We start from the raw sequence: 25,714 nt of genomic DNA, 5'->3' as shown, positions 1-25,714 counted from the left end.
GTAAGAAGTTCGGGATTTATGACAATTCTTGAAGTGCCTTCACGATGATATCCGGAGTGAGCACTTCGGGCAAAATCCGGGGCGGGGCACCGGCGGTTGGGCCATAGAGCACATAGAGAGGGACGCCGCTGCGGCCAAATTGTGCCAGCGCCTGGGCAATCGCGGCATCGCGCTTGGTCCAGTCGGCTTTGAGCATCACAAAGCCGCCCCTGGCAAAGGCTTCGCGCACCTGGGGCGAGCTGAAGGCGACGCGCTCGTTGACCTGGCAACTCAGGCACCAGGCGGCGGTGAAATCGATGAATACCGGCGTGCCGGCAGCGCGCAGGGCGGCTACCCGCTGTGGGGAGAATGCTTCCCAACGGATGCCCTCGGAGGGAGTTGCCGTCGCCTGGGTCGGTCCGGAGGAAGCGGCGGACTGCTGCTCGACTCCGACCAGAGCAACGCCCAGCGCCCCGACGATCCCGAGGGCGGCGAGCACCCGGGCGGTCAGGCGGGTGGGGGCAGGAGCCGCCATGTGGCCCCATTTGCCGAGCGCCCAGGCGGCGGCTCCGAGCACCACCAGGGCGGCCAGCAGCGCCGCCAGAGCACTCACCCCGGCCTGCAGGCCCAGTACCCAGCCCAGCCAGACGACGGTGCCCATCAGCAAAAAGCCCATCGCCTGCTTGAAGGTCTCCATCCAGGCACCCGGCTTGGGCACGAAGCGCAGGAGCGCAGGCGAGAGCGAAAGCAGCAAATAGGGGCTCGCCATGCCGAGGCCCAGGGCGGTGAAGACCAGCAATGCTGCCCAGACAGGTTGGGTGAGGGCATAACCGAGGGCCGAGCCCATAAACGGGGCGGTGCAGGGGGTGGCGACGGTAGTGGCGAGCACCCCGCTAAAAAACGAACCGCCCAGGCCGCCGGCCGGACCGGCTCCCCCCAGGCGGGTCAGCGAAGTACCCACCTCGAAGATGCCAAAAAGATTCAATCCGAACAAAAAGAGCACCGCGCAGAGGATCACCAGAAAAGGCGGCGACTGCAGCTGGAAGCCCCACCCCAGTTGTTCGCCTCCGGCGCGCAACAGCAGCAATCCGCCGGCCAAAAGCCAGAAGGAGGCGAGCACCCCGGCGGTAAAGGCAAGGCCGTAGCGCCAGGCGTGGCCTGTGCGCGCCTCCTGCACGAAACCCAGCACCTTGATCGAGAGCACCGGCAGCACGCAGGGCATCAGGTTCAAGATCATCCCGCCCAAAAAAGCGAAACCCACCGCCACCAGCAGCCCGGCCAGATCCGGCGCCCCGGCGCTCAGCACGGCGGCGACCGGTTCAAGGGCGACCCGGACGCTCAGAGCCTGCTCCGACCCAGCGCCGCGCCAACCGGCAGGAGCCACCAGCACGCCCGCAATGCGCTCAGGGGTCGCCGTCGAGACGGCGGAGCGCTTGAGCTTGAGCAAAAAGCCGTCGGGACGCACTTCGAGCACCTGGGGGGCCGCCGGTTCAATCAGCAGGTCTTGCTCCGGGAAAAAGGTCACCGGACCGATTTCACCTGCGAACCACTCGGGCCGGGTGGCGCGCAGGATGAGCTGCCCCTCCTGCACCGCCGCGCGCAGCTTCCAATCGGCAATGGTCACCGGCAGACGGCCGCGGGCGGCAGCGATCGCATCGGCGTGGACCGACGGTGCAGTAGCCTCCGCCTGAACCGGCAATTCGAGGGCGACGGTGCCCGCCCCCGGTAGGCACTCTACTTTGCACTCCAGCCACTCGGCTTTGGCGCGCAGCGCCAGTTTTGCTCCGGGCTTGAGATCCGCGGGCGCCTGGATTTCGCTCAGCAGATAGACCGTCCCCTCGTATCCGTAACTTGCGAGAGGCGGGGCGGCGATGCGCTGGGGATAGGGCCAGCGGAGGGGACCGGCCTGTATCCCGGCGGGCTGTTGCCATTGCAGCGTGGTCGCCGTGCCCGAGTCCCCCGGATTGAGCCAGTAGGTGTGCCACTCGGGATCCATCTTCAGGCGCAGCGCCACCCAAAAAGGCCGGCCCGGCTGGACCGAGCGCACCTCCGAGATGAGTTCAGCCTCGGTATGGGCGGAGCGCACCGGGATAGCGGCTACCGGCACGGTGAGGACCGCAAACCCGACCGCAAACCAAAACATCACAAAAGTCAACCAGCGCATATTACAAACCGCAGCGCGACAGCATCGTGAGGAACGTTATAAAGCATCCGTCACGGCCGATGGCCGAGAGGTGACCCGCCGGGGCGGCGGTCGTAAAAGTCAAATTGGCGTCCTGGACCCATTCGCCCCCGAAACGCCAACCCACCCGCTCCACGAAGCGGTCGTAGTTGGCGTTGAAGGTAGCTGCGGCGGGCGGACCGGCCTCGCCGGAAATTTCTTGCCAGAGGCGCTTCTGGGCGCTGAAGCCGAGGCGCTCGGCGCTCGCTGCCGCCCACACGCGGTCAACGGCCCGCACGTCGTCACAGGAAAGCTTCTGGATCGCGGGCACATCCAGCCAGCCCACCTCCTCGCGGCCCACCGAGCGCAGCAGCAACAGCCGCGTCTCCTGCTCGGCCTCCCGCCAGTTGCCGGTGCGCAGTACCTCGACGAGGCGGGTGTAAGGATTGCGCGAGGTCAGCTCGGCCCCGGCAGGTGCGGCCAGGACGGCCGACAGGCACAAGGCGGTGAAAACCTTGAATGACAAAGGCATCGATCCTATCCGCAACGCATCCACCCGCCAGTATCGCCCGCACGGACACCTACTGCCCAGGGCCGCCGTATCGGGCAAACAAAGATCAGCGGGTAACCAGTTGACAGCGTTGTCAGCAGAATGGTTCTTTTACTTTGTCAATTGGGCCGCCTACCACCAGATCCACAAGGGCGAAGGAGCCGAACCGCTGCGCTCGGCGCGGGCACTCTGGTACTACGGCTACTCCCTCACCCGGTTGGTAGGCGGCCTTGCCGGCGGACAGTCCAATTCGCCCGGCTTCACCGCCCACGGCGTCTCGTCGCTCGCCATCGATTTGACCCCCGAGTCCTTTATCGCGGCGTGCGTCACCCAGCAAAATGCCCGCATGGGTGTCTTCGACCCACGGCTTTTGCGACCGCAGCTGATGCCCGCCCTCGCCGGTTTCACCTCCGAGGTGCTGCGGCTGTTCAACCCACAAAAGAGCCATCCGCAGTCGCACTCGGCTTAGCAAAAGACAAGCGGATCTCTTTCTGGGGGCTTAGTCTCTAAGGGAGGCAAAGCTGATATACTTGGTTGCAATATTTCTCAATCTGCTCTTAACCGGGCCTTCAACTGCTCCTTACCTGTTGCCTATACGCTGTCTACAGTGTGCGAGGAGGACGAATGCTCCAAGCGATCGCGGTGGCCTGGCTACTGCTGTTTGTCGGCGATTTTGTTTCCACCTTTTGCTACCACGTTCCTGAGCACGTCTTCGGTAAATTGCACGTCAGCGTGCACCACGCCCCCCGCAAAAACTTCCGCCACTACGCCGTGCTTTCCGGCCGACCGAGCGTGGTCGCCGACGGCCTCCTGGGGGCCTTGCCCTACATCGCCCTTTCTGTGCTGCTGTGGTCCTACTCCTGGCAGGGCGTCCTGTTGGGGATGATCTTCGGCCAGTTCCACGTCTGGTGGCGGCACACGACGGCCCTGGGCTGGCGCACGCCCGGCCCGATCGCCTGGCTGTGCCGGTGGCTTTTGATTACTACGCCCGAGCAGCACTGGCGTCACCACCACAACAGCACCATCGGCTACGGCGACATCTTCACAGTCTTCGACACCCCGGCGCGCTGCATGCTCAAGCAACTGCGGCGCTGGCGGGCACGCTACCGCTACTTTCTGGTCTCCGCCGGCTGAGTAGCCGATTGCTCAAAGTCCTTCGGATAGAACCCGTAGGCGATGGCGGCCCCCAGGGCGAGCACCCCGGCGATCGGTCCCACCAGCTGGATGCCCAGCGGTTGGCCCGGGCTGTAGCCGAACTGCGACTGCAAAAAACCGAGCAGCGCCGCCGCCAGGCCGTAGCTGAGCTTGATGGCCAATCCCTGCAGGCCGAAAAACAAGGCTCCTTTGGCTTCCCCGCTGGATTTTGCGTCCTGCTCGACCTGCTCGGCCACCATCGGGTTTTGCACCACCGAGAGGATGGCCAGCGGAAAACCGAGCGAGGCGAAGAGCGACAAGGCCCACTGCTCGGCGCTCAAAGGCCCGACCGAGCGGCCGACCGTGGCAAGCAGCGGCAGGAGCACCGCGAAGCTGCCGGTGGCGAGGATCATGCTCCTGCGCTTACCCAGCCGCGGCACCACAAAGCGCAACGCCAAAAGCGACGGCACCGTCACCAGAAAAATCGCCCCCAAAAACAGCGACAGCCGGGCCGCTTCCTGTCCCAGCAGCACCGTTACAAAAAAGATGGCTGCCAGGCGCACCGTGTTGAACCCGAGCCAGAAGAGCGCCTGGGCCACCACCAAGATCCGAAAGCCGGGGTTGCGCACCAGCACCTGCCCCATCTGGGCGAGCACCAAACGGGAGCGCTCCATCTGCAGCGAGCGGACCGACAGCAGCGGCACCAGCATCAGGGCCATGGCCAGGGCGATAAACAGCGTCGCCATCAGCGCAAGCCGGTTGTCCAACCACCCCAGCGCCGGGCCGGAGAGCACCTGACCCACGAACACACCGGCCAGCAGCACCAGCGCCTGGCCGTTACTCACGCGCACGCGGCGCTCGTCGTCGCGGGCCAACTGCGGCAACAGTCCGAGGTACGGCACGATGTAGCTCGACTGTGCCACCAGGGCGAGGGGCAACAGCGCAAAGAGCAGCGCGGCGTTGAGCGGCCCGAGGCCCGGACCCGGCGCCCAGAATAGCGCCAATCCCGCCCCGCCGAAGACCAAAGTCCCCACCAGCAAAAACAGCCACGGCCTGCCGCTGCGGTCGGCCCCGAATCCGGCCAGGGGGTTGGCCACCGCCTCGCAGATGCGCGCCGCCAAAAGCGCCAGCCCAAAGACGGCCGGAGCGACCAGCGGCCCGCCCGGGGCCGTCTGGGCGGTAAACAAAAATATCAGCCACGTCTGCAGGACGGTGTCGAGGATCGCGTAGCCGCCCACACCGACGAGGTAGGGCCAATCGCGCGATTGGGCCGGGGCGGGAATTTGCACAGGGGCGCTCATGTCGATCAGAATGCGCTGGCTACCCCACCGATTGCAGTCGCTTGGGCGACACTCGGAGGATAGTAACTCGTTTCTTTAGACCCGCGGGCGATCCGCCTGGGGATGGGCGGAGTAATTACTGTGAATCCGTGATTACAAGGTACCATTCATGAAAAAACAGTTGCTGGCAGCTTCGCTGACCGCTGTCGGTGTGCTCCTGAGCCTTTACACGGCCTCGGTAAGTGCCTCAGAATACCCGCAAGTGAAGCGCTTCACACTGGAAACTTTCGATCCGTTTACAACCTGCTTTCCTGATGCCTCCGCCACCGTCACCTTCATTGCAAGCGAAGAAAAGCGCGGTGTCGATTCGCTCAAGATCAAAGTTGCAGGCTTGAAGGCAAACACCCCCTTCGCTTTGTTTTTGACGGAGTTGGCCGAACCGCCCTTTGGCCAGGCCCAGTACATCGCCGACTTTACCACCGACAAGTCAGGTGCGGGTTCGGTGAGCACCTCGACGATCATCGAGGAGGCTTTCTCCCTGGTGCCGGACGCCTCCGGAGCCGTTTCCCGCAAGGAGCTGAACCACGTCGTCTTCTGGTTTGCCAATCCTGAAGATGACGATGAGTGCTTCACCGACGGCAGCACCGGCTTTGTCACTCCCTTCGACGGCGACGGTGAAGCCGGTCTGGCGGCAATGTCCTCGAAGAATGCCCTTCCCGAGGCACCGCTTCCCTAAACGTCTGTTTTTTAGCTAAATCGAATCGTTCATCCCATTCGATTTCAGGATCTATCCTGGATCGGATGGGATGAATTTGCATGCATGAACTATTTTGTCAACTGCTAATTGTCGAAGATCTGGTTTGCCGGTGCATATTCGCCGATGAATAAAGCTAGGACTGAATAGAGCTAAAACATTGCAATATCGGCGAGGTATCTTAGATGAAAGTGAATCCCCTGCTTTCGCTGAACTACAGGCTTTACAGCTTAGGCTGGAACAGCCGCCTTCACAGACCCCTGCCACCGATCCAACGCCTGGCCTTCGCGATCTTTTATGACTTTCGACTCGGCTACGCCGAGGCCCACCGCTGGGCTGCCGAACCATCCGCCCAAAGAAGCACCCGCTAAGTGATGACTGGAACTATGCATAGACGAACATTGATCGCCGGGGCGGCAGCCACAATTGGACCGACCCTCTGGCTACCGAAAGCCTTAGCGAAGGGCGCACTAGAAAAACCAAAGCTCAAAGTCGGTTTTATCGCACTCATCGACTGCGCACCACTGGTCATCGCCCGCGAGCGGGGCTTTTTTGAGCGCCACGGTCTCGATGTCGAGCTCTCCAAAGAGGAGAGCTGGGCGAGCGTGCGCGAGGGACTGATCACAGGACGCCTGGATGCCTCCCACGCCCTGGCGGGCACGCCGCTGGCGGTGCAGTTGGGCGCCGAAGGCAAGGCGCCTGCTCCGCTGATAACCGCTATGTCCCTCGACCTCAACGGCAACGCCATCACCTTTTCCAAGCGCCTCTGGCAGGCCGGGGTGCGCAGCGGCGCGGATCTCAAAAAAATCATCGCCACCGGCAAGGTGGGCCGCACCCTCACCGGAGCGATGGTCTCCGCCTCCTCGATGTACAACTACAACCTCTGCTACTGGTTGGCCCACCACGATATCCACCCCTACCGCGATGTGCGCCTGATCACCCTGACCCCGGCCCAGTTGATTGCCAATCTCGAAGCGGGCAATATCGATTTTTTCTGCGTCACCGAACCGTGGAACACCCGCGCCCACGCCGAGGGCGCCGGGTTTACGGTCATTGCCGATCGCGACGTGTGGGGCGGTCACCCGGAGAAGGTGCTCGCCGTCATGGAGCCCTGGGCAAGGACGCACCCCAACACCCACCTCGCGTTAGTCAAAGCGCTCCTTGAAGCCTGCCGCTACTGCGACGAGCCGGCCCATCGCCAGGAGGTGCTGCGCACCCTGTCGCTACGCACCTACCTGGCAGCGCAGCCTTTTTTGCTCGAACCCGCCCTGAGCGGTCGTCTGGACTTCGGCGGCTTCGACGGCGAAGGCAAGGCGACCGCCAGCCTGAAGGATGTACCGGATTTTGTCGTGTTCTTCAAACGGGATGCGGACTACCTGGTCGGAAACGATCAAGCCACCTTCCCCTGGAAGTCCCACGGCCTGTGGATTTTGACCCAGATGGCGCGCTGGGGGCAGATCCCGGCGATCCCGGCCGGGGTGGATAAATTGCTTGACCGGGTCTACAGGGTAGATATTTACCGGCAGGCGGCGGCGGAGCTGGGGATCAAGGCTCCTGCCCAGGACTATAAATCCGAAAACACCTTCATCGACAGGCGGCGGTTCGACCCGTCCAACCCGGTTGCGTATCTTGACAGCTTCGAGATCGCTGCGCGCGCTTGAGGACGGATCGCCTACCGGCACCATTGGTCTCGTCATGCTTGGATGAGGTGTCAGCACGCGCTCCCTGGCACCTGATCCTTCGGCTGGAAAATATGGGCCGCCGCCCGCTCGTCTGCCGGCCCCGGCGATAGGATGGACGGTGCAGTTTGGAAGGACAATCGATGTGGCGAAGCGGCGTTTTGGCGGGACTGGCGGCGGGGCTCGTTCTGCCGGGCCTAGTGTCTGCCCAGGCGGACATCCAGAACAACTACAACGGGGCGTACCTGGAGGGACGCTCCGTTGCCGAACAGAACCTCAAGCAGGCCCAGTTCTACAAAGCCAACCTGCGGGGAGTCGACTTCAGCAGCAGCGACCTGCGCGGAGCCAGCCTGTTTGCGGCGAGCCTGCGGGGCGCCAATTTCAACAAAGCGCGCCTGGATGACGCCGAGTTGTCGAACGCCGACTTGCAGGGGGCGAAGCTCGACCAGGCGGTGCTGGCCGGTGCGTATATGACTGCTGCCAGGCTCAAGGACGTCTCCGTCGACGGCGCCGACTTCACCGGGACGATCATCAACAACCAGCAAAAAACCTACCAGTGCGGCCGGGCCACCGGGACCAACGGCCTCACCAAGCGCCAGACGCGCCGGACACTCGGCTGCTAGAGCCGCAGGGGCGGATTAGAACTGGAAGGTGGCGCGCAGCGTGCCGATGGTGAGGCCGTTGCTGTCGCGGGTGTTGGCGGGCTGGATGACGAACTGGAGGTCGGGGGTGATGCTGAAGCGGTCGCTCAACTGCAGGCGGTAGTAGACCTCGATGACGTTCTCGATCCCGGCGGTGGCAAAGTCGAGGCCGTTGTACTGGCCGCCGGTAAAGCGGATGGGCTGACCAAAGATGGCCCCCGCCGCGTTCCCCGCCGCCAGCAGGTTCGGAAAACCGAGACCCACCTGGTAGGTGGTGCCGGTGACGGTGTTGAAGGTGCTCTCGGCGGGCCTGCCGTTCAAATTGGACCAGAGCTGTCCGAAGCGGCCGAACAGCACGACCTGCGGCACAATCGCCCACTCGGCGCTCACCCCCAGAATGTCGCTGTTGGAGCCGTTGGCCAACTCCCCCAGGCCGGTGGCAAAGAGTGTTCCCAGCTCGGTGAGGCGCACGTACTGCAGCTTGATAAACGCAGTCTTGCTCGGGTTGAACTCGAATTCGGTGGCAATCACGTTGGTGCCGCCGAACAGGCCCGTGCTGCCGAAGGGGCCGGCGATCGCCGAACCGCCGGTGGTGGCGAAGTAGATGGCGCGCCAGGCGAGGTTGCCGGTGATGTCCCAATCGAAGCCGCCGCCCGGGCCGGTGAAATAGAAGGTCACCATCGGGTTGTTGATGGTGAAGCCGCTCGAAAAGTCGGTCTCTTCGTTGGAGAAGGAGTTGGTGTCGATAAATTCGTAAATGTCGACGCGCGGGCCGATAAAGGCGCGAAACCCTTCTGAGAAGTTGTAGAGATAGCGGACCTTGTCGATGGAGACCGGCGCTGCACCGTCGACGCGGCCGTTGGGTGTGGAGGCGTCGTAGGCGACATTGCCCGGACCGAGGGCGTAGAAGAGCGTACCGAAGTTGCTCGCCTGGTTGGGGAAAACGGCTCCGAGATCCTGGCCGGTGACGCCGCGCAGGCGAATCAGCAGTTCGTCTTTGCCGGTGATCGAGGCACGCAGATTGAGGGTGGTGCGGGCGACGAAGCTGACGTTGGCCGAGGCGGCCGGGATCGCCCTTAGCGGTCCGAGAAACTGGGAAAAGGCCGAATCGCCGAAGGGCCCCGTGGCGGCACTCGGCGTCAGGACCGTGTTGCTGCCGCCCCCACCGCCGCCGGTGACCGCCATGACCACCGAACCGTCCAGTTTGGCGTTGGCTGAAAACAGTTTGCTCTCGATGTCGCGGGTCTTGGCCTCCAGAGCATCGACCCGGCCGCGCAAAGCCGCCAGTTCGTTGCGAAATTCCTCCTGCAGCCGCTGCAGATTCGTCAGGTCTTCTTTGGTCACCTTGTTGCCGCTCGATGCGGCGAGCAATTCGTTGACTTTTTCAAGACAGGCGTTGAGGCCGGCGGCAAATTCGTAGCGCGACAGCGGCCGATTGCCCAGATAGGTCCTGTCGGGATAGCCCTCCAGACAGCCGTAACGCTCGACGACGCTCTTGAGCGCCTGGAATGCCCAGGAATTGGGATCGACATCGCTCAACTCCGAAACCGAATTGACCTGGGCCAGACCCGGGCCAAAAATCTCGCGGGTGTAGCGGTCGATCTGCTCGAGATCGCCGGTCTGGGCAGAGGCGGCATCACTGGAGAACACCATCGACGCAGCACCGAATGCACCGATGGCAAACAGCTTCCATCGAACCATGGATTACTCCTCACAACCTACCGATTCAAGGGTTTATCCTACATCTGGTTATACGGAGATTAAGAAGGAATTCAGGCTACAAGTAAAATCAAAATTACACATACAAATAAATTGCAATGACACACAAAAACCTTTCAAAGAAGCAATCAATCTGCAACTATTTAAATGCTATTCCTAAAATTTTAGCGACAATAATCTATTGAAAGTTCCCCGGCGAAACCATAGATAAGTTTGTGGCGCGGTGCGGGGCTGATTGGTGACGTTCAGACAATTTTCCAGCTTAGGGCTTGGGGTGCCAATCCTCGATTCACAGTGATGCAGTATCGATTGGCACTCTGAGCTGTGCTTGCGCCCAAAGATATCCGGCACATGCAATTATTGAGCGCGCAGCCACAAAGCATCGTTACTCAGTTTTAAAGTATTACAGTGCTACAATCGAGCTGCTGGTACACCCGATTGTGACTGGGGGTTGGATGAAACCGTCGAGCGATGGGGCAATCGCGGAGGTGGCGGGTTATTTTCGGGTGCTTGCTGAGCCCACGCGGCTAAAAATTCTGGCGGCGCTGCGCGGCGGACCGATGAGTGTCGGCCAGGTGGTCGAGGCGACGGCCGGCACCCAGGCCAATGTCTCCAAGCACCTGCAGATTCTGTTGGACGCCGGTATGGTCAGCCGCCGGGCGCAGGGGACAAGCGCCATCTACACGATCATCGATCCCTTGATTTTTGCTCTGTGCGAACAAGTCTGCGACACCCTGGCCGAGCGCCTGGAGGCGCAGGCTGCGGAGCGCGCTTCGCGGTTGCGCTCCGCAGTCCGCTAAATCCGGGGTATTCACGCATTGCCTGTGCCTGGTGGTCCTGACGACGGCCTCAACCCCAGGCGGTAGCGCAGCGTGGCATGGACGACCTTGTAGGACACCTCCAGGCCGCACTCGTTTCTGAGCCAGGCCTGTACCTGTTTGTAGCTGTTAAAGCCCTGGGCCGCCTCCAGGTAGGCGACCAGTTTGTCCAGGACAGTGCCGCGGATGCCGGCAGTCCGACCGCCGCCGCTCTTGGGGGACAACAGCCGACGAAGCCCTCCCCGCCTGTAGCACTGCAGCCAGCGATAGACCGTCGAAGGATTGCGGCCGACAAAGGCGGCAAGGTCGCGCTCGCAGCCCATCAAACCCGCTTTGTACAGATACAGCACCTGCAGGCGCTCTTTGCCCCTTGTCGAAACACACTCGCGCAACAAGCGAGAAAGCTCCTGTACACTCTCAGCAATTTCAAAACCGGACAGCCTTGGCATCGGCCCCCACACCAGCGTGACCGGAGACATTGTACAGGGGTGTTGCATAACAAAAAGGAAAAATTAATAACTAAATCAGTAAAAGTATTGCCCCGAGAGCATTTCAAGCGAATGTGCCTTGCAACACATCAACGTGGTCTCGAATCGATTGGATAGTCTAATCAAGCATTTCAGAACAGGAAAGCGCGATTTCAGCAATTCGTAACTTCCGCCCTATATTCGCCACTTCACTAATTTGGTGGAAGAACATGCTATCTTTTGAGCGTTATGCTCAGCCCGAGCCCTCCCTCGTTCGTTCAGTTGACAGCACGAAGAGTGTTTAGCAATGGACCAGGGTTAGGCTGGCGGGACTGTTTCTGTTTTTTGTTCTGGTAGCTGTGTGCACTGGCGTACCGACTCTGTTTTCCCTTTTCGCCGCCTACGTGTAGTCCCTAGAGGAACGCCGAGTCGATCATTTGAAGCACAGGGCCTTCGTGGCACAACGAAGAATCCTTGGCCGCAGAAGCAGAGAAATTTCACTCGATGCAGGAGAATAATTGTGATTATCTTGAAACCTATGCTTTGCTGCAAATCATGTAACCGTCTTGTAACGCCAGATATGCATTCAACGTCATCAAAGTTTCGTTGTGACGTCGTCCCTTCCGAAAGCTAGTCCAGACAGTGATTGATCTGGCCTGGCGCTACTCTTCCTATTGAAATATTGAGTGCAGCTCTCGATTGTCATCAACCGGGTCGTTGCTCTTGGCCAATCACTCATAGTTGGGCCTGAAGGCTCCTTTTTGTGCTTGCTTGCCGACAGTTAATCTCGGTAGACAGCGGATATTGTTCGCCCAATAATGGAGGAAATATGTCTGAACAAGCACGGCTTACAACAGCCTCGTGCAGGCTTAAACATGTCCAATTTGCCCTGCTGTTTAGCGCAGGCATTCTTTTCGCAAACCTCGACGCTGTCCAGGCGGAAATCAACCAAAGTGCTCTGCCCATTCCAGTAACCTCGGGATTTGCAAGCGACCGCTTGCTTACAGAAAATGGCTCAAACACGAGCGTCGGCACCTGGAAAATTGCCCAGGCTACAACGATCACCTTGAGCGGCATCGGCAACGGACAGGTGTTAGCACCGGATAGTGTGATCTATGTCGAGGCAAAAGTCTCCGGTCCGAAGCCGTCGGAGGTCCAGTTTTTGTTGGACGGCAAGATCGTCGGCACCGAATATGTTTCGCCCTATTTTCTTGGGGGAGACAATTCTGGAAAACCCAACGGCTGGAGTCTAAATGGACTTGCCGACGGCAGCCATACCTTGCAAGCAAAAGCAATAGTCAGCGGCAACACATATACCTCTTCTACGGTTAGCTTTAGCGTTGGGGCCGCCAGTTCCACCGTTACCGTCAATCTCAGCGGACTTAGCGATGGGCAGAGCATTGCTGAGACCAGTAAGCTTTTCGTTGAAGCGACAATCTCCAGTTCCAAAAAAGCAAAAAAAGTTGATTTTTACATCGATAATCGGTTGGTATGGACAGAAAACAATGCGCCCTACTGGTTGGGGGGCAACTCCGGTAACACCGTCAACGGCTACTCGGTTTCCAGCCTTACCACCGGCAGCAGCCACAGTCTGTTCGCCAGAGCCTCCGTCGACGGGATGACCTACGACTCTGCAGCGATCGGGTTTACGGTTTCACCGAGCGGCGGGGGCAGCACCGGCGGGGGCCTGTCGTGGTCGAGCGATTACGACACCCCCAGTGCCGACAACCTGGACGGTGTGAGCACCGACGACATCGTGGGCTACATCGGTAAACCCAGTACGAGCGGCGGCTGGGAAGACGACGAAAACCCGAAGACCGCCTGGTTCAAGTCCGAGGGCGACCAGTTGGCCCTGCGCGAGGCGGTGGTCGATTTCTACCGCAGAAGCGGTCACGACCTCAGAAAAACCAAGGACCAGATAGACGCCTGGAAGCCCTCCACCTGGTCGAGCCAGATGCAGGGTGACGGGTTGCCGCCGTACCTGAAGCCCCTGTCGATCGATTCGTACTTCTACAAGCAAGTCCCCGGCAAGGCCGAATGGCCCCATCTGCTTATCGACAGAGCCCGCTTCAAAGACGGCAAGCCCTGGCGGAAGATCAACTTCGGCACCACCGACAGCGACGACTCCAACGGCACCGGCCATATGTACGGCGAGCCCGCCGACCCCGTGCGCCAGGCGATGGTGGGCGACGGCGACGGTTCCACCGGCGATTGCCCCGACGTCTACTACAATCCCTACAGCGGCGGTCCGCGCGGGGACGGCACCGTCCGGCTCAAAGATGCGATCAACCCGGCGGTGCGCTCGGGGGGCAACACCAACAACGGCCCGGTCACCCCCGACAACTCCAACGACTCGGTGGTCCACCACGTCTTTAAAGAATCGGACGGCAGCTATTGGGAGACCGAGTACTACCACTACCGTCCCGGTTGCGGCAGCTACGACGGCGATACGGTCAGCCGCTACGGGGAGCCCATCAACCGGCTGCCGCACCTCGGGGACAAAGCGGGGGGCTACAACGCCGCGAAGGTCACTGGGGTGGGCGGCACGATGCACGACAGCGAACTGTTGGACAATGCCGATATCGGCCATGCGCTGATGGGTGCGACCGACTGGATCATGGCGGCGCTGGTCTATCCGGGCCGGGGCATGGACGGCGGCTACCAGTCGGACAAGGCCAAGGGCCTCAACCAGGGGTATCTGCCCTACGGGGCGCTGGTGCGGTTGGATCCGGATCTGACCAACGCCGATATCGACAATTTCGTCCTGGCGAACGGCAAGAAGCTCGATACCCTGACCAAGAAGATCCTGCGGGCGCTGCGCGATTACGGCTGGTACGTCTCCGACACGGGCACCCGCGACATGGACATCGAAGCGAACGTGCAGGGCGACCGGCTGCCCAGGCTCCGGGGCGATTACTATACCGAGCTGGTGGAATTCATGAATGCCCACAACCAGTACGTCGTGCCGCCGCCGGTGCGTCCCACCAGTGATTCGGGCAATTGAGCGCAGAGCGTTTCCGGCCCGGCGGCGACTGCCGGGCCGGATGCGCTATCCTGCCAGAGCAGAGGTGGGTTTGCCATGCTTCAAGCGTTGCGCGCTCAACTGGATCTCGACGGCCGCGTCTATTTCAACCACGGCGGGCAGGGTTTATTGCCCGAATCGAGTCTGGAACGCCTGATCTGGTGCTATCGCCACTGGCGGCGGTGCGGGCCATTTTCGCAGCAAGCCGAGCGGTTGGCGGCAGAGCAGGTGCAGCGCACCCGTGAAGCACTGGCGACCCAACTGGGGGTGGCAGGCAGCACCCTCAGTTGGGCCGAAAGCACCAGCCACAGCCTCAATATCGCCCTGTGGGGCTTGGACTGGCGCCCCGGCGACGGGCTGCTTGTCTCCGACTGCGAGCACCCGGGAGCGCTCGCCCCCGCCTGCCGGGTGGCCGAGCGCTTCGGGCTGCAGCGGCAGAGTGTGGCGCTCTCGCCGGCGGCGGATCCGCTCGCGGCGGTGGAGGCGGCCCTCCAACCGAATACGCGGCTGGTGCTGCTTTCGCATGTGCTCTGGAACAGCGGCCGGGTGCTGCCGGTGGATCAGATGACCCGGCTTTGCCGCGAGCGGGGGGTGCTGGTGCTCTGGGACGGTGCCCAGGGAGCGGGCGTGCTGCCCCTCGATTACTCCCAGGTCGACTTGTACGCCTCCACCTGCCACAAATGGTGGATGGGTCCGGCGGGCACGGGGTTTCTCTACGTCAGCGAGCGGGTGCGTCCTCGTTTGCAACCGACCTACGTCGGCTGGCGCAGTGCCGAGCGCTATTGGCCGGATCCGGTCTGGTATCCGGACGGCCGCGCCTTCGAGGTGGCGACGATCCCAGTCGAGTTGCTCGCAGCGCTTGAGCAGTCGCTTGCGCTGCACGCCCAGGCGGGATCCGCCGACCTGCGCGCCCGGGCCATCCGGGATCTGGCCGGGCAGTTGTGGGAAAGGCTCAAAGCCGACCCGCAGGTGGAACTGTTGGCCGAGCAACCGCCGGAGGCGGGACTGGTGTGCTGGCGCCCAAAAAGGGCGCTCACCTTCGCCGATCTCAGAAGTCGGGTGCAGTGGCTCGAAGCGCGTGGAATCTTTGTGCGGGCCATTCCCCAGCCGCTGTGTCTGCGCGCCTCGGTGCACTACTTCAACACAACCGGGGAGATCGCCGCACTGCTTGAGGCGCTCGAGCGGCTCGATTGATCCGGGCGCGCGGTTGCCTGGGTCGGACAGATGCCCTTTGATGGGAGGAGTGTATTGTTGACCGACGATGGGCAAGCGTTCTTTGCAATCTTCAAAACGATGGGCGTGCGGTTGGCTTGTGGGCGTGGCGCTGCTTTTTGGTGCCTTTCCGGCCGCTGCTCAACTTGATGTCCCGGAGCCTGTCCGCTTTCCCGGACAGGTGGTGCTCGACACGCGGGGCATCTTTACGCTGGGGGCTGCCGACGCCGAGGCGCTCGCGGCGCGCACCGCCCTGGTGCAGGCCCGCCTCAACGAGGTGCTGGCCCGCCGCAGCGACCCGCCCGTGGCGGCCAAAGCTCTCGGCGGCAACTGGCAGGTGCTGCTGGGAGACGCGCTGCTGGTGACGATCACCGCCGCCGATACCGCCAAACACAACACCTCCGCCCGCGCCCTGGCCCAGGAGTGGGCCACCTCACTGCGCCAGGTGCTTCAGGACCAGCAGGCCCTCGCCGTCCACCGCGAATTTAACAGCGCCCCCGAGTGGATCAGCTACGGCCAATTCGGCTATGTCCGCACCGGCGAACGCCGCATCGAGGCTAGCGGTCTGGTCAGTTCCGGCTACATCTTCAAGCGCAACACCATTTTTCTGGGCAGCCGTGAGATAGAACCCGAACAGGTTTATCTGCGGGAGGCGGACGGCAGCTTTGCCGTCTACGAAAAACTGCGCTCGCCGCGCTCGACGCCCCCGGCCCTCGAGAGTACCCCCGACTGACGAGGCCATCCATTTTCGGGGGTGCCTGCGCTTTCTGTGCTGCTTCCTCACAATGGTTAGAGAACGGGCAGTGCGATGGATGCTGGAGAACCCTGCCGATCAGATACGCGGGCGGATAGATGATATCTATCGCTTTGAATCGCGTCGCGTCTTCGCAAGCCTCATCCGTCTGCTGGGGGACTTTGACCTGGCCGAGGAGGCCATGCACGAAGCCTTCACCGCCGCCGTCGAGCAATGGCCACGGGACGGCCTACCTGCCAACCCGCGAACATGGTTAGTGTCGGTGGGCCGCTTCAGGGGGATCGATGCCCTTCGGCGGCGCACCCGCTTCGACGCCTCGGTTGACCAACTCGCCCGGCAACTGGACGCCCACGCCACTGCGCCCGGTGGAGACGAGGATGTCGAGGACGACCGATTGCGCCTGATTTTTACCTGTTGTCATCCTGTCCTATCCAGCGAAGCGCAGGTGGCGATGACTCTGCGGGAAGTGTGTGGGCTGACGACCGAAGCTGTCGCAAGTGCCTTCCTCGTTGCTCCCGCCGCCCTGGCCCAGCGGATCGTGCGTGCCAAAGCGCGGCTGCGCGAGGCGTCCATTCCGTACCAGGTGCCGTCTACGGCCGACCTGCCTGAACGCTTGGACAGGGTGCTCCAGGTGATCTACCTGGTGTTCAACGAGGGATACCTGGCCTCCTCCGGTGACGCCCTGACGCGGGCGGATCTTGTGGAAGAAGCCCTTCGTCTGGGGCGACTGCTCCTGGAACTTCTGCCGCAGGCCGAGGTGGCGGGGCTCCTCGGCCTGCTGCTGTTGCAAGAATCGCGCCGCGCCGCACGCACTTCGTCGACGGGCGATGTGGTCCTGCTTGAGGATCAAGACCGTACCCTCTGGAACCAGCCGCAGATCGCCGAGGGCAGGGCGCTGGTGCAGCAGGCCCTGGCGTCGGGCCGGTTCGGTCGGTACACGCTCCAGGCGGCCATCGCGGCGGTGCACGCCACAGCACCGAGTGTTGAGGCAACCGACTGGGCCCGGGTGGTTGCCCTCTACGACCTGCTCGCCCAAGTCGAACCGTCGCCGGTCATCGACTTGAATCGGGCGGTGGCGGTGGCGATGCGCGACGGCCCCCTGGCGGGGTTGGAGCTGATCGACGCCCTCCTATCCCGGGGAGACCTGGCGCACTACTACCTCGCCCATGCGGCGCGGGCCGACCTGTGTCGGCGGCTGGGCAGGACCGCCGAGGCAAAGACGTCCTACCGGCGCGCCCTCGCCCTGGTGAAACAGGAAGCCGAGCGGCGCTTCCTCGAAAGACGCCTGCGGGAGATGGGCTGAACGAACGGTCCTTCTACGGAAAAAATCTGCCCGCAGTGTCGATTGGGCGAGTTCCAGTTCGACTAGGTAGCAGAGCAAGGGTTGAGACGCGGTCTTCTGCGACCGGCAGCCCAGTTCGGAAACTGCGCATACAGGGAGATTGAGTAATGAAAGTCATGGTTCTCATCAAAGCCACCCAGGAGTCCGAGGCTGGTGTGATGCCCAGCGAGCAACTGCTGACCGAGATGGGGCAGTACAATGAAGCACTGGTCAAGGCGGGAATTATGCTCGTCGGCGAGGGGTTGCATCCCAGTTCCAGGGGAGCGCGCGTGCGCTTCTCCGGCACCAGTCGCAGTGTCATCGACGGACCTTTTACGGAGACCAAGGAACTGATTGCTGGTTTTTGGATCTGGCAGGTGAATTCGATGGAGGAGGCCATCGAATGGGTCAAACGCTGTCCCTGCCCGATGGAAGGCGAATCTGAGATCGAGATTCGCCCGGTCTTCGAGGCTGGCGACTTCGGGGAAGCCTTCACGCCCGAACTGCGGGAACAGGAGGAGCGGCTCCGCAGCGAGGTCAAAAAACTCGGCTACGTCTGAGCAGAACATCTCGCCGGGGCCTCGATAGGCCAGGCCACCCGCTAGCCCCACCCACTGCGGACAAAGGGACTCGGATCACTTCCCGAGCCCCTTGTCCCTACCACGTACCTGCCCCTGGACAGCGGCATCTGGTGTCGCGTCTCAGAATAAATGACGCAATTTGGCAGGTAATACCCGTGAAGCGGCGATCGAGTGTCCAAGGGCCAGCTAACGCCCCAAATCAGCGGCGGCAGTTCCCTTTCACAATGCACCAGCGGTTTTCGTCCGTCCGCTGCATTTGGATTGTTAGCGGTAGTTGCTATAAACTTTAACGGTCTAAGGACAAGCAACTAAATTGATATTACAATAATTGAGAGACAAAATAATTATGGAATTCAACCCAAACAACAATGTTGTTAAACTCTGTCTTCAAGGTATGGGCATGGAAGAAAAAGGCAAACCTGAAGAAGCAAGTAAACCGTTTTTTCAAGCCTGGAACGAAGCGACAAACGACTTTGAAAAATTTATTTCAGCTCATTATGTAGCCCGACATCAAAAAAATGTTTCCGATAAATTAAAATGGCTCGAAATGGCTTTGCAGTTTGCATTAAAAATAAATAACGACACTGTTAAGAGTGCTTTCCCTTCTCTATATTCAAACATTGCCAAATGCTATGAGGACTTAAGCGACCCTGACAAGGCAAAAAAGAATTATGAATTAGCAACTTCGTTTAAGGATAAACCTTCTGACAAAGGCCCTTTTTATCATGGGACGAAAGCAGATTTGCAGGTTGGCGATTTGCTGACAGCAGGGGGCAGTTCTAATTACAAACCTGAACTCAAAATGAATCACATTTATCTCACAGCCCTTGTTAATGGGGCGGGACTAGCTGCTGCATTAGCAAAAGGCGATGGACGTGAACGTGTTTATATCGTTGAACCGACAGGGGGTTTTGAAAATGACCTGAATGTTACAGACAAAAAATTTCCGGGCAATCCGACACGCTCATATCGCTCCCAAGCACCATTAAAAATCGTTGGCGAAGTAACAGATTGGGTGAGACAAACACCTGAGGAACTCCAAAAATGGCGTGAAAAGTTGGACAATAACAAAGGAGAAATTATTAATTAATTTCTGAGATGCCCATACCCTGCTCATAAAACAACGAACCGCTAACAACCGCATCCAGTCCTTAAACTTGTTTTTCGAGGCAATTTGCAAATCCGAAAGCGCCCAGAAATTAGTCCGTTGAGGCAATAATTTCAGACTTATCTGTAATTGGAAAGCGCATCAGCGTTCTGGGAATTTATTGTCCAGAAAGCAGTTTTGATTACGGAGTATGTTTTGGAAGCATTAAAAGTGCAACGTATATCGAATTGATGGAATGGGAGGCAAAAAAAGCGTTGCAACGCTTGCAAGAATCTGGTCAAATCACAGTGATTGTGCAGGATAATTATTCAGTGCATCGCCATTGGCGTGTACGGGAGAAATGGCCGCAATGGCAAGAGCAGGGATTGTACATTTTCTTTTTGCCGCCGTACAGTCCGCAGTTGAATGACATCGAAGGGGAGTGGTTGCAAATCAAACGTCACGGGATGCAAGGTCGAAGTTACGAGATGGAATACGAACTGGGTGTGGCGGTGATCGAGGCGATAGACGGCCGCTACCGTCACAAGGGATATGCGTGCGAACGCTACCTTTTTAATTGACCCGTCTACTTAGGTTCAAGATGGATATTCCCCAGGCATTGCCAGGATTACCACTCGCTTTGCTTCAACCGCAGACAGTAAGCGACGTTCTGTGCCTAGAGCCACCGGGCGAAATCGACAGAACCGAACTCGCGGTCCCCGAGGACCACGATCGATTTGGAGCGGAAGAATCGGAAAACAGGTCGAAGAACACTTCTGCGCTCAGCCAAACTGGAATTGCCGTCATGATTAAGTAGCCGCCAGTAAATGGGGATGGCACGTTTTTGCCAGATGAGAGCAACCATCAGCAGATTGTACTTGTACCAGTTGGTGCGGTCGAAAGCGAGGATAAGGCGATGAGGATTATCGGCAAAGCGGTTGATAATCAGGGCAAGCAAGGGCAGCCAGAGGCGCCAGATGTTGAGTTGGGGAAGCAGCAGAAAGCGTTGGATGGCTTTGCGCCTGCTGTCGGTCTTGATCGTCAGGGGAAGCGCCTCGGCAAGTCGTTGGATGCAGAGGTGCTGTTGACATTGGAGAGTATGGACAAGAAGCTGAAGGAAGATGACCTGGTCTTCGGCAAGTCGATGTTTGAGGAAGTGTTGGTAGAATAAAGGCAACATAATTTGGATATGGGGTTTGCCCACAGTGGCAAGCCCTTCTTCTTTAGGTTACAGGCATCAAAGCGAGATGGTGCAGGCGTTTCAGCCTTTCTGTCACCCCGTCAACAATAAATGACTGCAATTGTGATTAAAACGATGCTTATCGTCGGTGCCAGTCGAGGAATTGGGGCCTACGTGGCAGCGCACTATGTCAATCGTGTCGAGCATCTATGGACTGTATCGCGCACAACCTCACCGGTGGGTCGGTGGCTCCAAGCGGATGTGTCCAAACGCGAAGATATCGCCCGGATTGGTGCGGCAATGGGGAAAGAGCCGCTCGACGTTCTGCTTTATCTTGGCGGTGTTTGGGAGAAGGGAGCTTTCACAGACGCCTACGACTTTGAGGGAAGTCCACCGGAGGAGACGGCCTTCGTGCTTTCGGTAAACTTAACAGCGCCAATCCTGCTAGTCCAGACTCTCCTCCCCAACCTTCAGCGGGCGGCCAATCCGCGGGCGGTGTTCATCGGTTCGCTGTCCGCACTCGACAACACCGCGACACGAGAGGTCGCCAACTCAGCCTCGAAGTACGGCCTGCGCGGAGCCGTGCAAGCGATGCAAATCAACCTGCGCCCGCACGGCATCGGGCTGACGGTGATTAACCCAGGCAATGTCGCCACCCCCGAGGTCGAGGCGGATATTGCCGAGGGACGCTTTGGCGAACAGCAAGCGATTCCACTCGCAGACCTAGCAGCAGTGATCGACTGTGCCCTCGCAATGTCCCCAGCATCGACCATCACTGAAATCAATCTTGCCCAGCGGCGACCCGCGGTGTCCTGAGAGCCCGTCGGCAAGGAGTGCCGCCTCCAAATCGTCAGGGCATAGAGATCCTGCCAAGCAGGGGCATTATCTGTGGATTAGACGGGTCTGTTTGGATTAGCCGCCTAGCAGACGGATATTCTGGAAAAAACTGCATCACAAATTATATTTGCAACACAGCCCCCCGAGAACCAGGAAGTTCTCCTGCGGCACCTGTTGGATTTTCGCGCCGGTCTGGTGCCCATCGACCCGGTGCTGTTTGGGCAGTGGCGCTCGCAGATGGAAGCCTGGCAGACGAGTCAACCGTTGCGCTTTGAAGTCGGTGTGCGCCGGGTCGAAAGGTGCTTGAGGCCCGGCGGCCGGACCCCCGGACTGGTCGCACAACTGCAAGAGGACTACACCCTTTTACAAATTGCCTGGATGGTCGCCGAGGCGGCCCGCAGGCAACTGTGAACGGTTTGGGGGCCTCACCCCTGGAGCGAGACCCCCGGACACACCGGACAAGTTCACGCTCTACGGTGCCGACCGGCCGAGGCCACCGTCCACGGGTCTGCCCCGGTCGACGATAGCCGCGTTAAGGCAGGCCACCTCGATGATGGGCTCCCCGTTGGTAACGCCGCTTTTCAGCGTGCCGATGGGTGCCGGTTCGTCATTGCTGCAGGCGTTGGTCTGGGCGGTGTCGGTGGTGTAGAGAATCAGCGATTGGCCGGCCGGCACAGAAAAGGGGATGGCCGGGAAAGCGTAGCCACCCAGGTTCACCCCGGCGGTTCCACCCGCTGTCACCAGCGCGCGCAGTTGGCTTTCGAGGGCGCTTTGCTCCCAACCCGGCACGCCGGATAGGGCCGGGGCCACGAACAGCGACAGCGTCGGGGTTTGCCCGACCGTGTAACCGATGTCGAAGGAAAACAACGGCGTCGGACTGCCCGCCGATACCTCGTCCGGGGCCACGGCAAAAGCCATGTCGTAGTGGAAGGTGGTGCTGGCCGAGGACAGTTCGTTGTCCCTCGACCCGGACATGGTCAGTGTCTCCAGCGAGTGGACGATATCGGTCGAGAAGGCTTCGCCGGTTTCGCTGCCCACCACCAGGGGATCTTTGAACGATCCCTTGGCGTCGGCGGTGCCGTTGTTGTTGGCCACGGTCCTGGCCGCTACTCTGTATGTTTTGTCCGTGTTATTTTTTGCAGTGAGTCCCGCACCACCCTCGGCGGTGGTGTTACCGGCGACGGCTTTCGCGCTGCGGGCATCGTTCACTTTGTTGATGGCGTCGTAGACGTCGTCGCATCCGCCTTTTTTCGGGGGCTTGGCCGCCGGATCCGCCTTGGGGTCCTCGTCGGTCTGTTTGGCCTGTCCTTCTGTGGCCTTGGCACAGCCGAAGCCTTCGTCTTTGCCTCCCAGCAAAGCGGTTGTTGTGGTGGCCCTGAGTTCGTTTCCGGAAGCCGACACGGTCGTCGCCGTGGCCCCCGCCAGGGCGGGGACGCCCGGCAGAAGGATGCCACCGAGGGCGAGGGTGCCCGCGCAGCACCATTGCAACAGCATGCGTCGCATCATTATCGTCTCCTTAAGAAGGGAAGGGACAACCGGGCAATATCCGGTCGTTCGCCTTCATCCTCGAAAGAAACCTTGTCCACATCCAGGCCAATCGCCGCCCAATCGTTGACTACTCGCCCGTGAACTGTTCAACGGTTGCCCATGACGTGGCATTGACCTTGGCAGGTTTTCACGAATATTCCACTCAACCCATCGGACGGTTCCGACGGGCCTGCGGTTTTCGTCTGGGGGACATGCGCAACCGCTCGCTGGTGCCCTCCACGCCACCGGGGCCTCCGGACGGGGGGAAATTGAGCGTGACCCGGTCTGCTAATCCAGGATCGCCGCCAGGGCTTGCTCAGTGTCGCCCAGATCCAAAAAGAGATGGTCAGGGCGGTGCGAGGCCAGTTGCGCTTCATCAAAGCGGCCCGTGGCCACGGCGATCGACTTTGCCCCCAGATGGCGACCGCAGGCGACATCGTTGGGGGTATCGCCGATGATCACGATCTCCTTGCCCCTGAAATGGTGGCCGGTGAGTTTGCGGGCGTTCTCGACGGCGATCTCGGGCAGCAGGCAGCGCTCGGGGGCGGCGTCGCCGAAGGCTCCCAGTCGAAACGGCTCGGCAAGGTCCACCCGCCGCAGTTTCAGCCAGGCGGCCGGTTCGACGTTGCCGGTGAGCAGGCCGATGACCACCTCGCTACGGTTCTCTAGAGCCGCCAACAGCGGCACGATCCCGGCGTAGACGTGCGGATGGCAAGCCGCGAGAGCCGGGGTGAATCGCTCCAGATAGTTGTCCCAAACCCGCGGCAGCAACGGCGCCACCTCCCCCGGCCAGCCGCCGGTGCGCTCAAGCAGTTCGACCACGATCTGGGTGTCGGTCTTGCCGCTCATCGAGTAGCCCGCCGGGTCGATTTGCCGTTCGAACACGGCCTCCATCGCCGCGAGCAACGCCCGCGAACCGACGCCATGGACGTTCAGGATCGTCCCGTCGATGTCGAACAGCACCAGTCTTTCCACAGCCGCCTATCGTGCCACACCGCACCGCTGGGCGGCAAGCGCTTGCAGGTGCGGCGCGATCGTTGAAACTGAAAATAGAGGAGCGACACCGCCCCCAGGAGGTCCGGCCATGGCCAACACTTACTATCTGCACCCCAAAGACCCGCAGCCCGAACGCCTCGGGCGGATTGTGCAGGCGCTGCGCGCTGGGGCCGTCTTGCTCTATCCCACCGACACCACCTACGCCATCGGCTGCGATTTGCTCCACAAGGGCGCCATCGAGCGGGTGCAGCGCATCAAGCGCCTCAGCAACGACAAGCCGCTCACCTTTTTGTGCCCGTCGCTTTCGAACGTGGCCACCTACGCCCGGGTTGGCGACGACGCCTACCGCCTGATGCGCCACTTGCTCCCCGGTCCCTATACTTTTTTGCTGCCCGCCACCCGCGCCCTGCCGAAGCTGGTGCTCGATCCTAAACGCCGCACCACCGGCATCCGAGTCCCCGACCACCCGCTCTGCCAGGCGCTGCTTGCGGGATTGGGCAACCCGCTCATCTCCACTTCCGCCCGCTCGGCGGATGGGAGCGAAATCCGCTACGAATACGAACTATTCGAAGCGCTCGCCCCGGTGGTCGATGGGATCGTCGAATTGGACCCCCCGGCCCAGGACGGCCTGCTCCTCACCCAGGTCTCGACGGTGATCGACCTGAGCGGGGAGCAACCTGTCGTCGTGCGGCGGGGACTCGGCTGGGAGCGGGCGGCCACCTTTTTGCAGCGGGCCGGGTACGCCCCTGAGCCCGCCTGAGGGCACTTGGAGAGGATTTCGTTTTACAGCCGGACTCCCGGGGGCTATGCTCTAAAGTTGGCATGGTGCCTGAGCGGTGTTGTGAGGAGTATGGCAAATAGTGATCCCCCCTGGCTGCAGTCCGTGGCCGATGCCTTTGATCTAGGCCGGCCTCTGCGTCTGGTGCGGTTGCAGATTGGTCAAATTCAGCAGACCTGGCGTCTTGAGACGACCGCAGGCCGCTACATCTGCCAGAGCCTCCATTTGGCTTTCGCCAAAGCGGTGACCGAGGACGCCCAGGCGGTCAGCGCCTACCTGCGGCGCCAGGGATTTGTGATTCCCGAGTTTCTGACCACCCGCGCGGGCGAGCTGCACTTCGAGGGCGAAGGCGGACGCTGGCGGGTGATGACCTGTCTGCCCGGCGTCTCCCACCGCACCGCTCCTGACCCGGTCTACCTGCGTCAGGCGGGCCAGGTCGCCGGAAAGATGCACCGGCTGTTGGCCGGCTTCGAGCACAGCTTTCGCTTTCAGTTGCCCAACTTCCACAACACCCCCCAGATCCACCGGCAGCTGCAGGCGTGCCCGTGCGACAGCAAAGTCGAAGCGGAGTGGGCCTATCTGCTCGAAAGCGTACCGGCGCTGCTGTTGCCCGCCGGTTTGCCCAGGCAGATCATCCACGGCGATCTGAAGCTGACCAATTTTCTGTTCGACGAGCGCGGAGGGGTGGTGGGCATCGTCGACCTCGACACGTTCATGTACCACAGCCTCTACGTGGAGCTGGGCGACGCACTGCGCTCGTGGTGCACCGCCGGAGAAACCTTCAACCTGCAGTTGCTCGAAGCGAGCCTGAGCGGTTATGCCCAATCGGGCGCCTGCGAGGCGCTCGACAGTACCTACCTGGTGGCCGCCGTCAAGCTCATCACCCTCGAACTGGCGATGCGCTATTTGAAGGATTACTTTGACGATTGCTACTTCCAGTGGGATCCCGAGACGTATCCGAATCGCCGCGAGCACAATCTGGCGCGCTGCCGCCGACAAATCGCCGTCTACCGGGATCTGCTGGATAAAGAAGCAATCGTTCACAGTATGGTCCAGCGTTTGCTTGACACTATGACTTTGACCAAAACTTGGTAGTCGAGGTGACCAATTAATGGCAGTTCAAGGGCTTGGGATCGGCATTTTCTCGTTCCTGGATTTGCCCCTTCACAAGGGTCGATGGAACCATAAGATAGCAGCGAGTCGGATTGGCGGCTATGAAGTGGCCGCCAGTCCCGAT

The 25,714-nt window shown here is 60.7% G+C and carries 25 protein-coding genes; 18 read left to right on the top strand and 7 right to left on the bottom strand.

Features of this window, described 5'->3' with window-relative positions:
* Nucleotides 1-16: 16 nt before the first annotated feature.
* Nucleotides 17-2,122: a protein-disulfide reductase DsbD family protein gene (locus GLL_RS20405; RefSeq protein ID WP_197530052.1), complete on the bottom strand. Its 2,106-nt coding sequence runs from the start codon at nucleotides 2,120-2,122 to the stop codon at nucleotides 17-19.
* Nucleotides 2,123-2,144: 22 nt separating this feature from the next.
* On the bottom strand, nucleotides 2,145-2,672 hold the full coding sequence (locus GLL_RS20400) for a GUN4 domain-containing protein (protein WP_164929424.1): 528 nt from the start codon (nucleotides 2,670-2,672) through the stop codon (nucleotides 2,145-2,147).
* 109 nt (nucleotides 2,673-2,781) lie between these two features.
* Between GLL_RS20400 and GLL_RS20395 the strand changes: the two genes are divergently transcribed.
* Together GLL_RS20395 and GLL_RS20390 are read left to right on the top strand one after the other, a co-directional pair.
* Nucleotides 2,782-3,159, top strand: a complete 378-nt coding sequence (locus GLL_RS20395) for a hypothetical protein (protein ID WP_164929423.1) — start codon at nucleotides 2,782-2,784, stop codon at nucleotides 3,157-3,159.
* A 155-nt stretch (nucleotides 3,160-3,314) separates the two neighbouring features.
* Nucleotides 3,315-3,824 (top strand): sterol desaturase family protein, encoded by a 510-nt coding sequence (locus GLL_RS20390; protein WP_164929422.1) that lies wholly within the window; start codon nucleotides 3,315-3,317, stop codon nucleotides 3,822-3,824.
* On the opposite strand, the gene GLL_RS20385 is transcribed toward GLL_RS20390, so the two are convergent.
* Nucleotides 3,800-5,125 (bottom strand): MFS transporter, encoded by a 1,326-nt coding sequence (locus GLL_RS20385; RefSeq protein WP_011143947.1) that lies wholly within the window; start codon nucleotides 5,123-5,125, stop codon nucleotides 3,800-3,802. The genes GLL_RS20390 and GLL_RS20385 overlap by 25 nt on opposite strands.
* Before the next feature lie 148 nt (nucleotides 5,126-5,273).
* Here GLL_RS20385 and GLL_RS20380 point away from each other — a divergent pair, with 148 nt between their 5' ends.
* The 3 genes from GLL_RS20380 (at nucleotide 5,274) to GLL_RS20370 (ending at nucleotide 8,160) form a co-directional block, all read left to right on the top strand.
* Nucleotides 5,274-5,840, top strand: a complete 567-nt coding sequence (locus GLL_RS20380; protein ID WP_011143946.1) for a hypothetical protein — start codon at nucleotides 5,274-5,276, stop codon at nucleotides 5,838-5,840.
* A gap of 404 nt (nucleotides 5,841-6,244) precedes the next feature.
* Entirely contained in the window at nucleotides 6,245-7,519 is a 1,275-nt protein-coding gene (locus GLL_RS20375) for a CmpA/NrtA family ABC transporter substrate-binding protein (protein ID WP_164929421.1), read from the top strand.
* A 161-nt stretch (nucleotides 7,520-7,680) separates the two neighbouring features.
* A complete protein-coding gene (locus GLL_RS20370) occupies nucleotides 7,681-8,160 on the top strand; it encodes a pentapeptide repeat-containing protein (protein WP_011143943.1) in 480 nt (159 codons plus the stop codon).
* Between the two features lie 15 nt (nucleotides 8,161-8,175).
* Here the strand turns inward: GLL_RS20370 and GLL_RS20365 are convergent, their stop codons facing one another.
* Complete coding sequence (locus GLL_RS20365; RefSeq protein WP_011143942.1) at nucleotides 8,176-9,879, bottom strand: iron uptake porin; 1,704 nt, start codon at nucleotides 9,877-9,879, stop codon at nucleotides 8,176-8,178.
* Between the two features lie 473 nt (nucleotides 9,880-10,352).
* On the opposite strand from GLL_RS20365, the gene GLL_RS20360 reads away from it, so the two are divergent.
* Nucleotides 10,353-10,697, top strand: coding sequence for an ArsR/SmtB family transcription factor (locus tag GLL_RS20360; RefSeq protein WP_164929420.1), 345 nt, complete (start codon nucleotides 10,353-10,355; stop codon nucleotides 10,695-10,697).
* Nucleotides 10,698-10,708: 11 nt separating this feature from the next.
* Here the strand turns inward: GLL_RS20360 and GLL_RS20355 are convergent, their stop codons facing one another.
* A complete protein-coding gene (locus tag GLL_RS20355) occupies nucleotides 10,709-11,164 on the bottom strand; it encodes a helix-turn-helix domain-containing protein (RefSeq protein WP_011143940.1) in 456 nt (151 codons plus the stop codon).
* A gap of 847 nt (nucleotides 11,165-12,011) precedes the next feature.
* On the opposite strand from GLL_RS20355, the gene GLL_RS20350 reads away from it, so the two are divergent.
* From GLL_RS20350 to GLL_RS20305, 10 genes are all read left to right on the top strand, one after another.
* Nucleotides 12,012-14,186: an Ig-like domain-containing protein gene (locus GLL_RS20350; RefSeq protein ID WP_164929419.1), complete on the top strand. Its 2,175-nt coding sequence runs from the start codon at nucleotides 12,012-12,014 to the stop codon at nucleotides 14,184-14,186.
* 75 nt (nucleotides 14,187-14,261) lie between these two features.
* Nucleotides 14,262-15,398 (top strand): aminotransferase class V-fold PLP-dependent enzyme, encoded by a 1,137-nt coding sequence (locus GLL_RS20345; protein WP_011143938.1) that lies wholly within the window; start codon nucleotides 14,262-14,264, stop codon nucleotides 15,396-15,398.
* A gap of 124 nt (nucleotides 15,399-15,522) precedes the next feature.
* Nucleotides 15,523-16,149, top strand: coding sequence for a hypothetical protein (locus GLL_RS20340; protein WP_164929418.1), 627 nt, complete (start codon nucleotides 15,523-15,525; stop codon nucleotides 16,147-16,149).
* A 79-nt stretch (nucleotides 16,150-16,228) separates the two neighbouring features.
* Nucleotides 16,229-17,473 carry an RNA polymerase sigma factor gene (locus GLL_RS20335; protein ID WP_011143936.1) on the top strand — a complete coding sequence of 415 codons (1,245 nt, stop codon included), beginning with the start codon at nucleotides 16,229-16,231 and terminating at the stop codon, nucleotides 17,471-17,473.
* A 146-nt stretch (nucleotides 17,474-17,619) separates the two neighbouring features.
* Entirely contained in the window at nucleotides 17,620-18,051 is a 432-nt protein-coding gene (locus tag GLL_RS20330; protein WP_011143935.1) for a YciI family protein, read from the top strand.
* Between the two features lie 640 nt (nucleotides 18,052-18,691).
* Nucleotides 18,692-19,162 (top strand): NAD(+)--rifampin ADP-ribosyltransferase, encoded by a 471-nt coding sequence (gene arr / locus GLL_RS23835; RefSeq protein ID WP_407920001.1) that lies wholly within the window; start codon nucleotides 18,692-18,694, stop codon nucleotides 19,160-19,162.
* 125 nt (nucleotides 19,163-19,287) lie between these two features.
* Nucleotides 19,288-19,740, top strand: coding sequence for a transposase (locus GLL_RS20320; protein WP_164929757.1), 453 nt, complete (start codon nucleotides 19,288-19,290; stop codon nucleotides 19,738-19,740).
* Nucleotides 19,741-20,003: 263 nt separating this feature from the next.
* Nucleotides 20,004-20,330 carry a hypothetical protein gene (locus GLL_RS20315; protein ID WP_164929416.1) on the top strand — a complete coding sequence of 109 codons (327 nt, stop codon included), beginning with the start codon at nucleotides 20,004-20,006 and terminating at the stop codon, nucleotides 20,328-20,330.
* Nucleotides 20,331-20,450: 120 nt separating this feature from the next.
* Nucleotides 20,451-21,155 carry an SDR family NAD(P)-dependent oxidoreductase gene (locus tag GLL_RS20310; RefSeq protein WP_011143931.1) on the top strand — a complete coding sequence of 235 codons (705 nt, stop codon included), beginning with the start codon at nucleotides 20,451-20,453 and terminating at the stop codon, nucleotides 21,153-21,155.
* Nucleotides 21,156-21,350: 195 nt separating this feature from the next.
* Nucleotides 21,351-21,587, top strand: a complete 237-nt coding sequence (locus GLL_RS20305; RefSeq protein WP_164929415.1) for a hypothetical protein — start codon at nucleotides 21,351-21,353, stop codon at nucleotides 21,585-21,587.
* A gap of 60 nt (nucleotides 21,588-21,647) precedes the next feature.
* On the opposite strand, the gene GLL_RS20300 is transcribed toward GLL_RS20305, so the two are convergent.
* Both GLL_RS20300 and GLL_RS20295 read right to left on the bottom strand, forming a co-directional pair.
* Nucleotides 21,648-22,682, bottom strand: coding sequence for a hypothetical protein (locus GLL_RS20300; protein WP_011143929.1), 1,035 nt, complete (start codon nucleotides 22,680-22,682; stop codon nucleotides 21,648-21,650).
* 309 nt (nucleotides 22,683-22,991) lie between these two features.
* Nucleotides 22,992-23,678, bottom strand: coding sequence for an HAD family hydrolase (locus GLL_RS20295; protein WP_011143928.1), 687 nt, complete (start codon nucleotides 23,676-23,678; stop codon nucleotides 22,992-22,994).
* A 109-nt stretch (nucleotides 23,679-23,787) separates the two neighbouring features.
* Between GLL_RS20295 and GLL_RS20290 the strand changes: the two genes are divergently transcribed.
* Both GLL_RS20290 and GLL_RS20285 read left to right on the top strand, forming a co-directional pair.
* Nucleotides 23,788-24,459, top strand: coding sequence for an L-threonylcarbamoyladenylate synthase (locus GLL_RS20290; protein WP_011143927.1), 672 nt, complete (start codon nucleotides 23,788-23,790; stop codon nucleotides 24,457-24,459).
* Nucleotides 24,460-24,549: 90 nt separating this feature from the next.
* A complete protein-coding gene (locus tag GLL_RS20285; protein ID WP_164929414.1) occupies nucleotides 24,550-25,572 on the top strand; it encodes a phosphotransferase enzyme family protein in 1,023 nt (340 codons plus the stop codon).
* The last annotated feature ends 142 nt before the right edge of the window (nucleotides 25,573-25,714 follow it).

Origin of the sequence: Gloeobacter violaceus PCC 7421 (genome assembly GCF_000011385.1) — a bacterium.
Taxonomy (GTDB): Bacteria; Cyanobacteriota; Cyanobacteriia; order Gloeobacterales; family Gloeobacteraceae; genus Gloeobacter; species Gloeobacter violaceus.
Note: the sequence above shows the minus strand (reverse complement) of the source record. Positions and strands in the feature narration are given on the sequence as shown.

Excerpts from the sequence above, each read along its gene's own strand:
- GLL_RS20405 (WP_197530052.1), bottom strand. The coding sequence starts at position 2,122 with ATGTTTTGGTTTGCGGTCGGGTTTGCGGTCCTCACCGTGCCGGTAGCC.
- GLL_RS20400 (WP_164929424.1), bottom strand. The coding sequence starts at position 2,672 with ATGCCTTTGTCATTCAAGGTTTTCACCGCCTTGTGCCTGTCGGCCGTC.
- GLL_RS20390 (WP_164929422.1), top strand. The coding sequence starts at position 3,315 with ATGCTCCAAGCGATCGCGGTGGCCTGGCTACTGCTGTTTGTCGGCGAT.
- GLL_RS20385 (WP_011143947.1), bottom strand. The coding sequence starts at position 5,125 with ATGAGCGCCCCTGTGCAAATTCCCGCCCCGGCCCAATCGCGCGATTGG.
- GLL_RS20380 (WP_011143946.1), top strand. The coding sequence starts at position 5,274 with ATGAAAAAACAGTTGCTGGCAGCTTCGCTGACCGCTGTCGGTGTGCTC.
- GLL_RS20375 (WP_164929421.1), top strand. The coding sequence starts at position 6,245 with ATGCATAGACGAACATTGATCGCCGGGGCGGCAGCCACAATTGGACCG.
- GLL_RS20370 (WP_011143943.1), top strand. The coding sequence starts at position 7,681 with ATGTGGCGAAGCGGCGTTTTGGCGGGACTGGCGGCGGGGCTCGTTCTG.
- GLL_RS20365 (WP_011143942.1), bottom strand. The coding sequence starts at position 9,879 with ATGGTTCGATGGAAGCTGTTTGCCATCGGTGCATTCGGTGCTGCGTCG.
- GLL_RS20360 (WP_164929420.1), top strand. The coding sequence starts at position 10,353 with ATGAAACCGTCGAGCGATGGGGCAATCGCGGAGGTGGCGGGTTATTTT.
- GLL_RS20355 (WP_011143940.1), bottom strand. The coding sequence starts at position 11,164 with ATGCCAAGGCTGTCCGGTTTTGAAATTGCTGAGAGTGTACAGGAGCTT.
- GLL_RS20350 (WP_164929419.1), top strand. The coding sequence starts at position 12,012 with ATGTCTGAACAAGCACGGCTTACAACAGCCTCGTGCAGGCTTAAACAT.
- GLL_RS20345 (WP_011143938.1), top strand. The coding sequence starts at position 14,262 with ATGCTTCAAGCGTTGCGCGCTCAACTGGATCTCGACGGCCGCGTCTAT.
- GLL_RS20335 (WP_011143936.1), top strand. The coding sequence starts at position 16,229 with ATGCTGGAGAACCCTGCCGATCAGATACGCGGGCGGATAGATGATATC.
- GLL_RS20330 (WP_011143935.1), top strand. The coding sequence starts at position 17,620 with ATGAAAGTCATGGTTCTCATCAAAGCCACCCAGGAGTCCGAGGCTGGT.
- GLL_RS20310 (WP_011143931.1), top strand. The coding sequence starts at position 20,451 with ATGACTGCAATTGTGATTAAAACGATGCTTATCGTCGGTGCCAGTCGA.
- GLL_RS20300 (WP_011143929.1), bottom strand. The coding sequence starts at position 22,682 with ATGATGCGACGCATGCTGTTGCAATGGTGCTGCGCGGGCACCCTCGCC.
- GLL_RS20290 (WP_011143927.1), top strand. The coding sequence starts at position 23,788 with ATGGCCAACACTTACTATCTGCACCCCAAAGACCCGCAGCCCGAACGC.
- GLL_RS20285 (WP_164929414.1), top strand. The coding sequence starts at position 24,550 with ATGGCAAATAGTGATCCCCCCTGGCTGCAGTCCGTGGCCGATGCCTTT.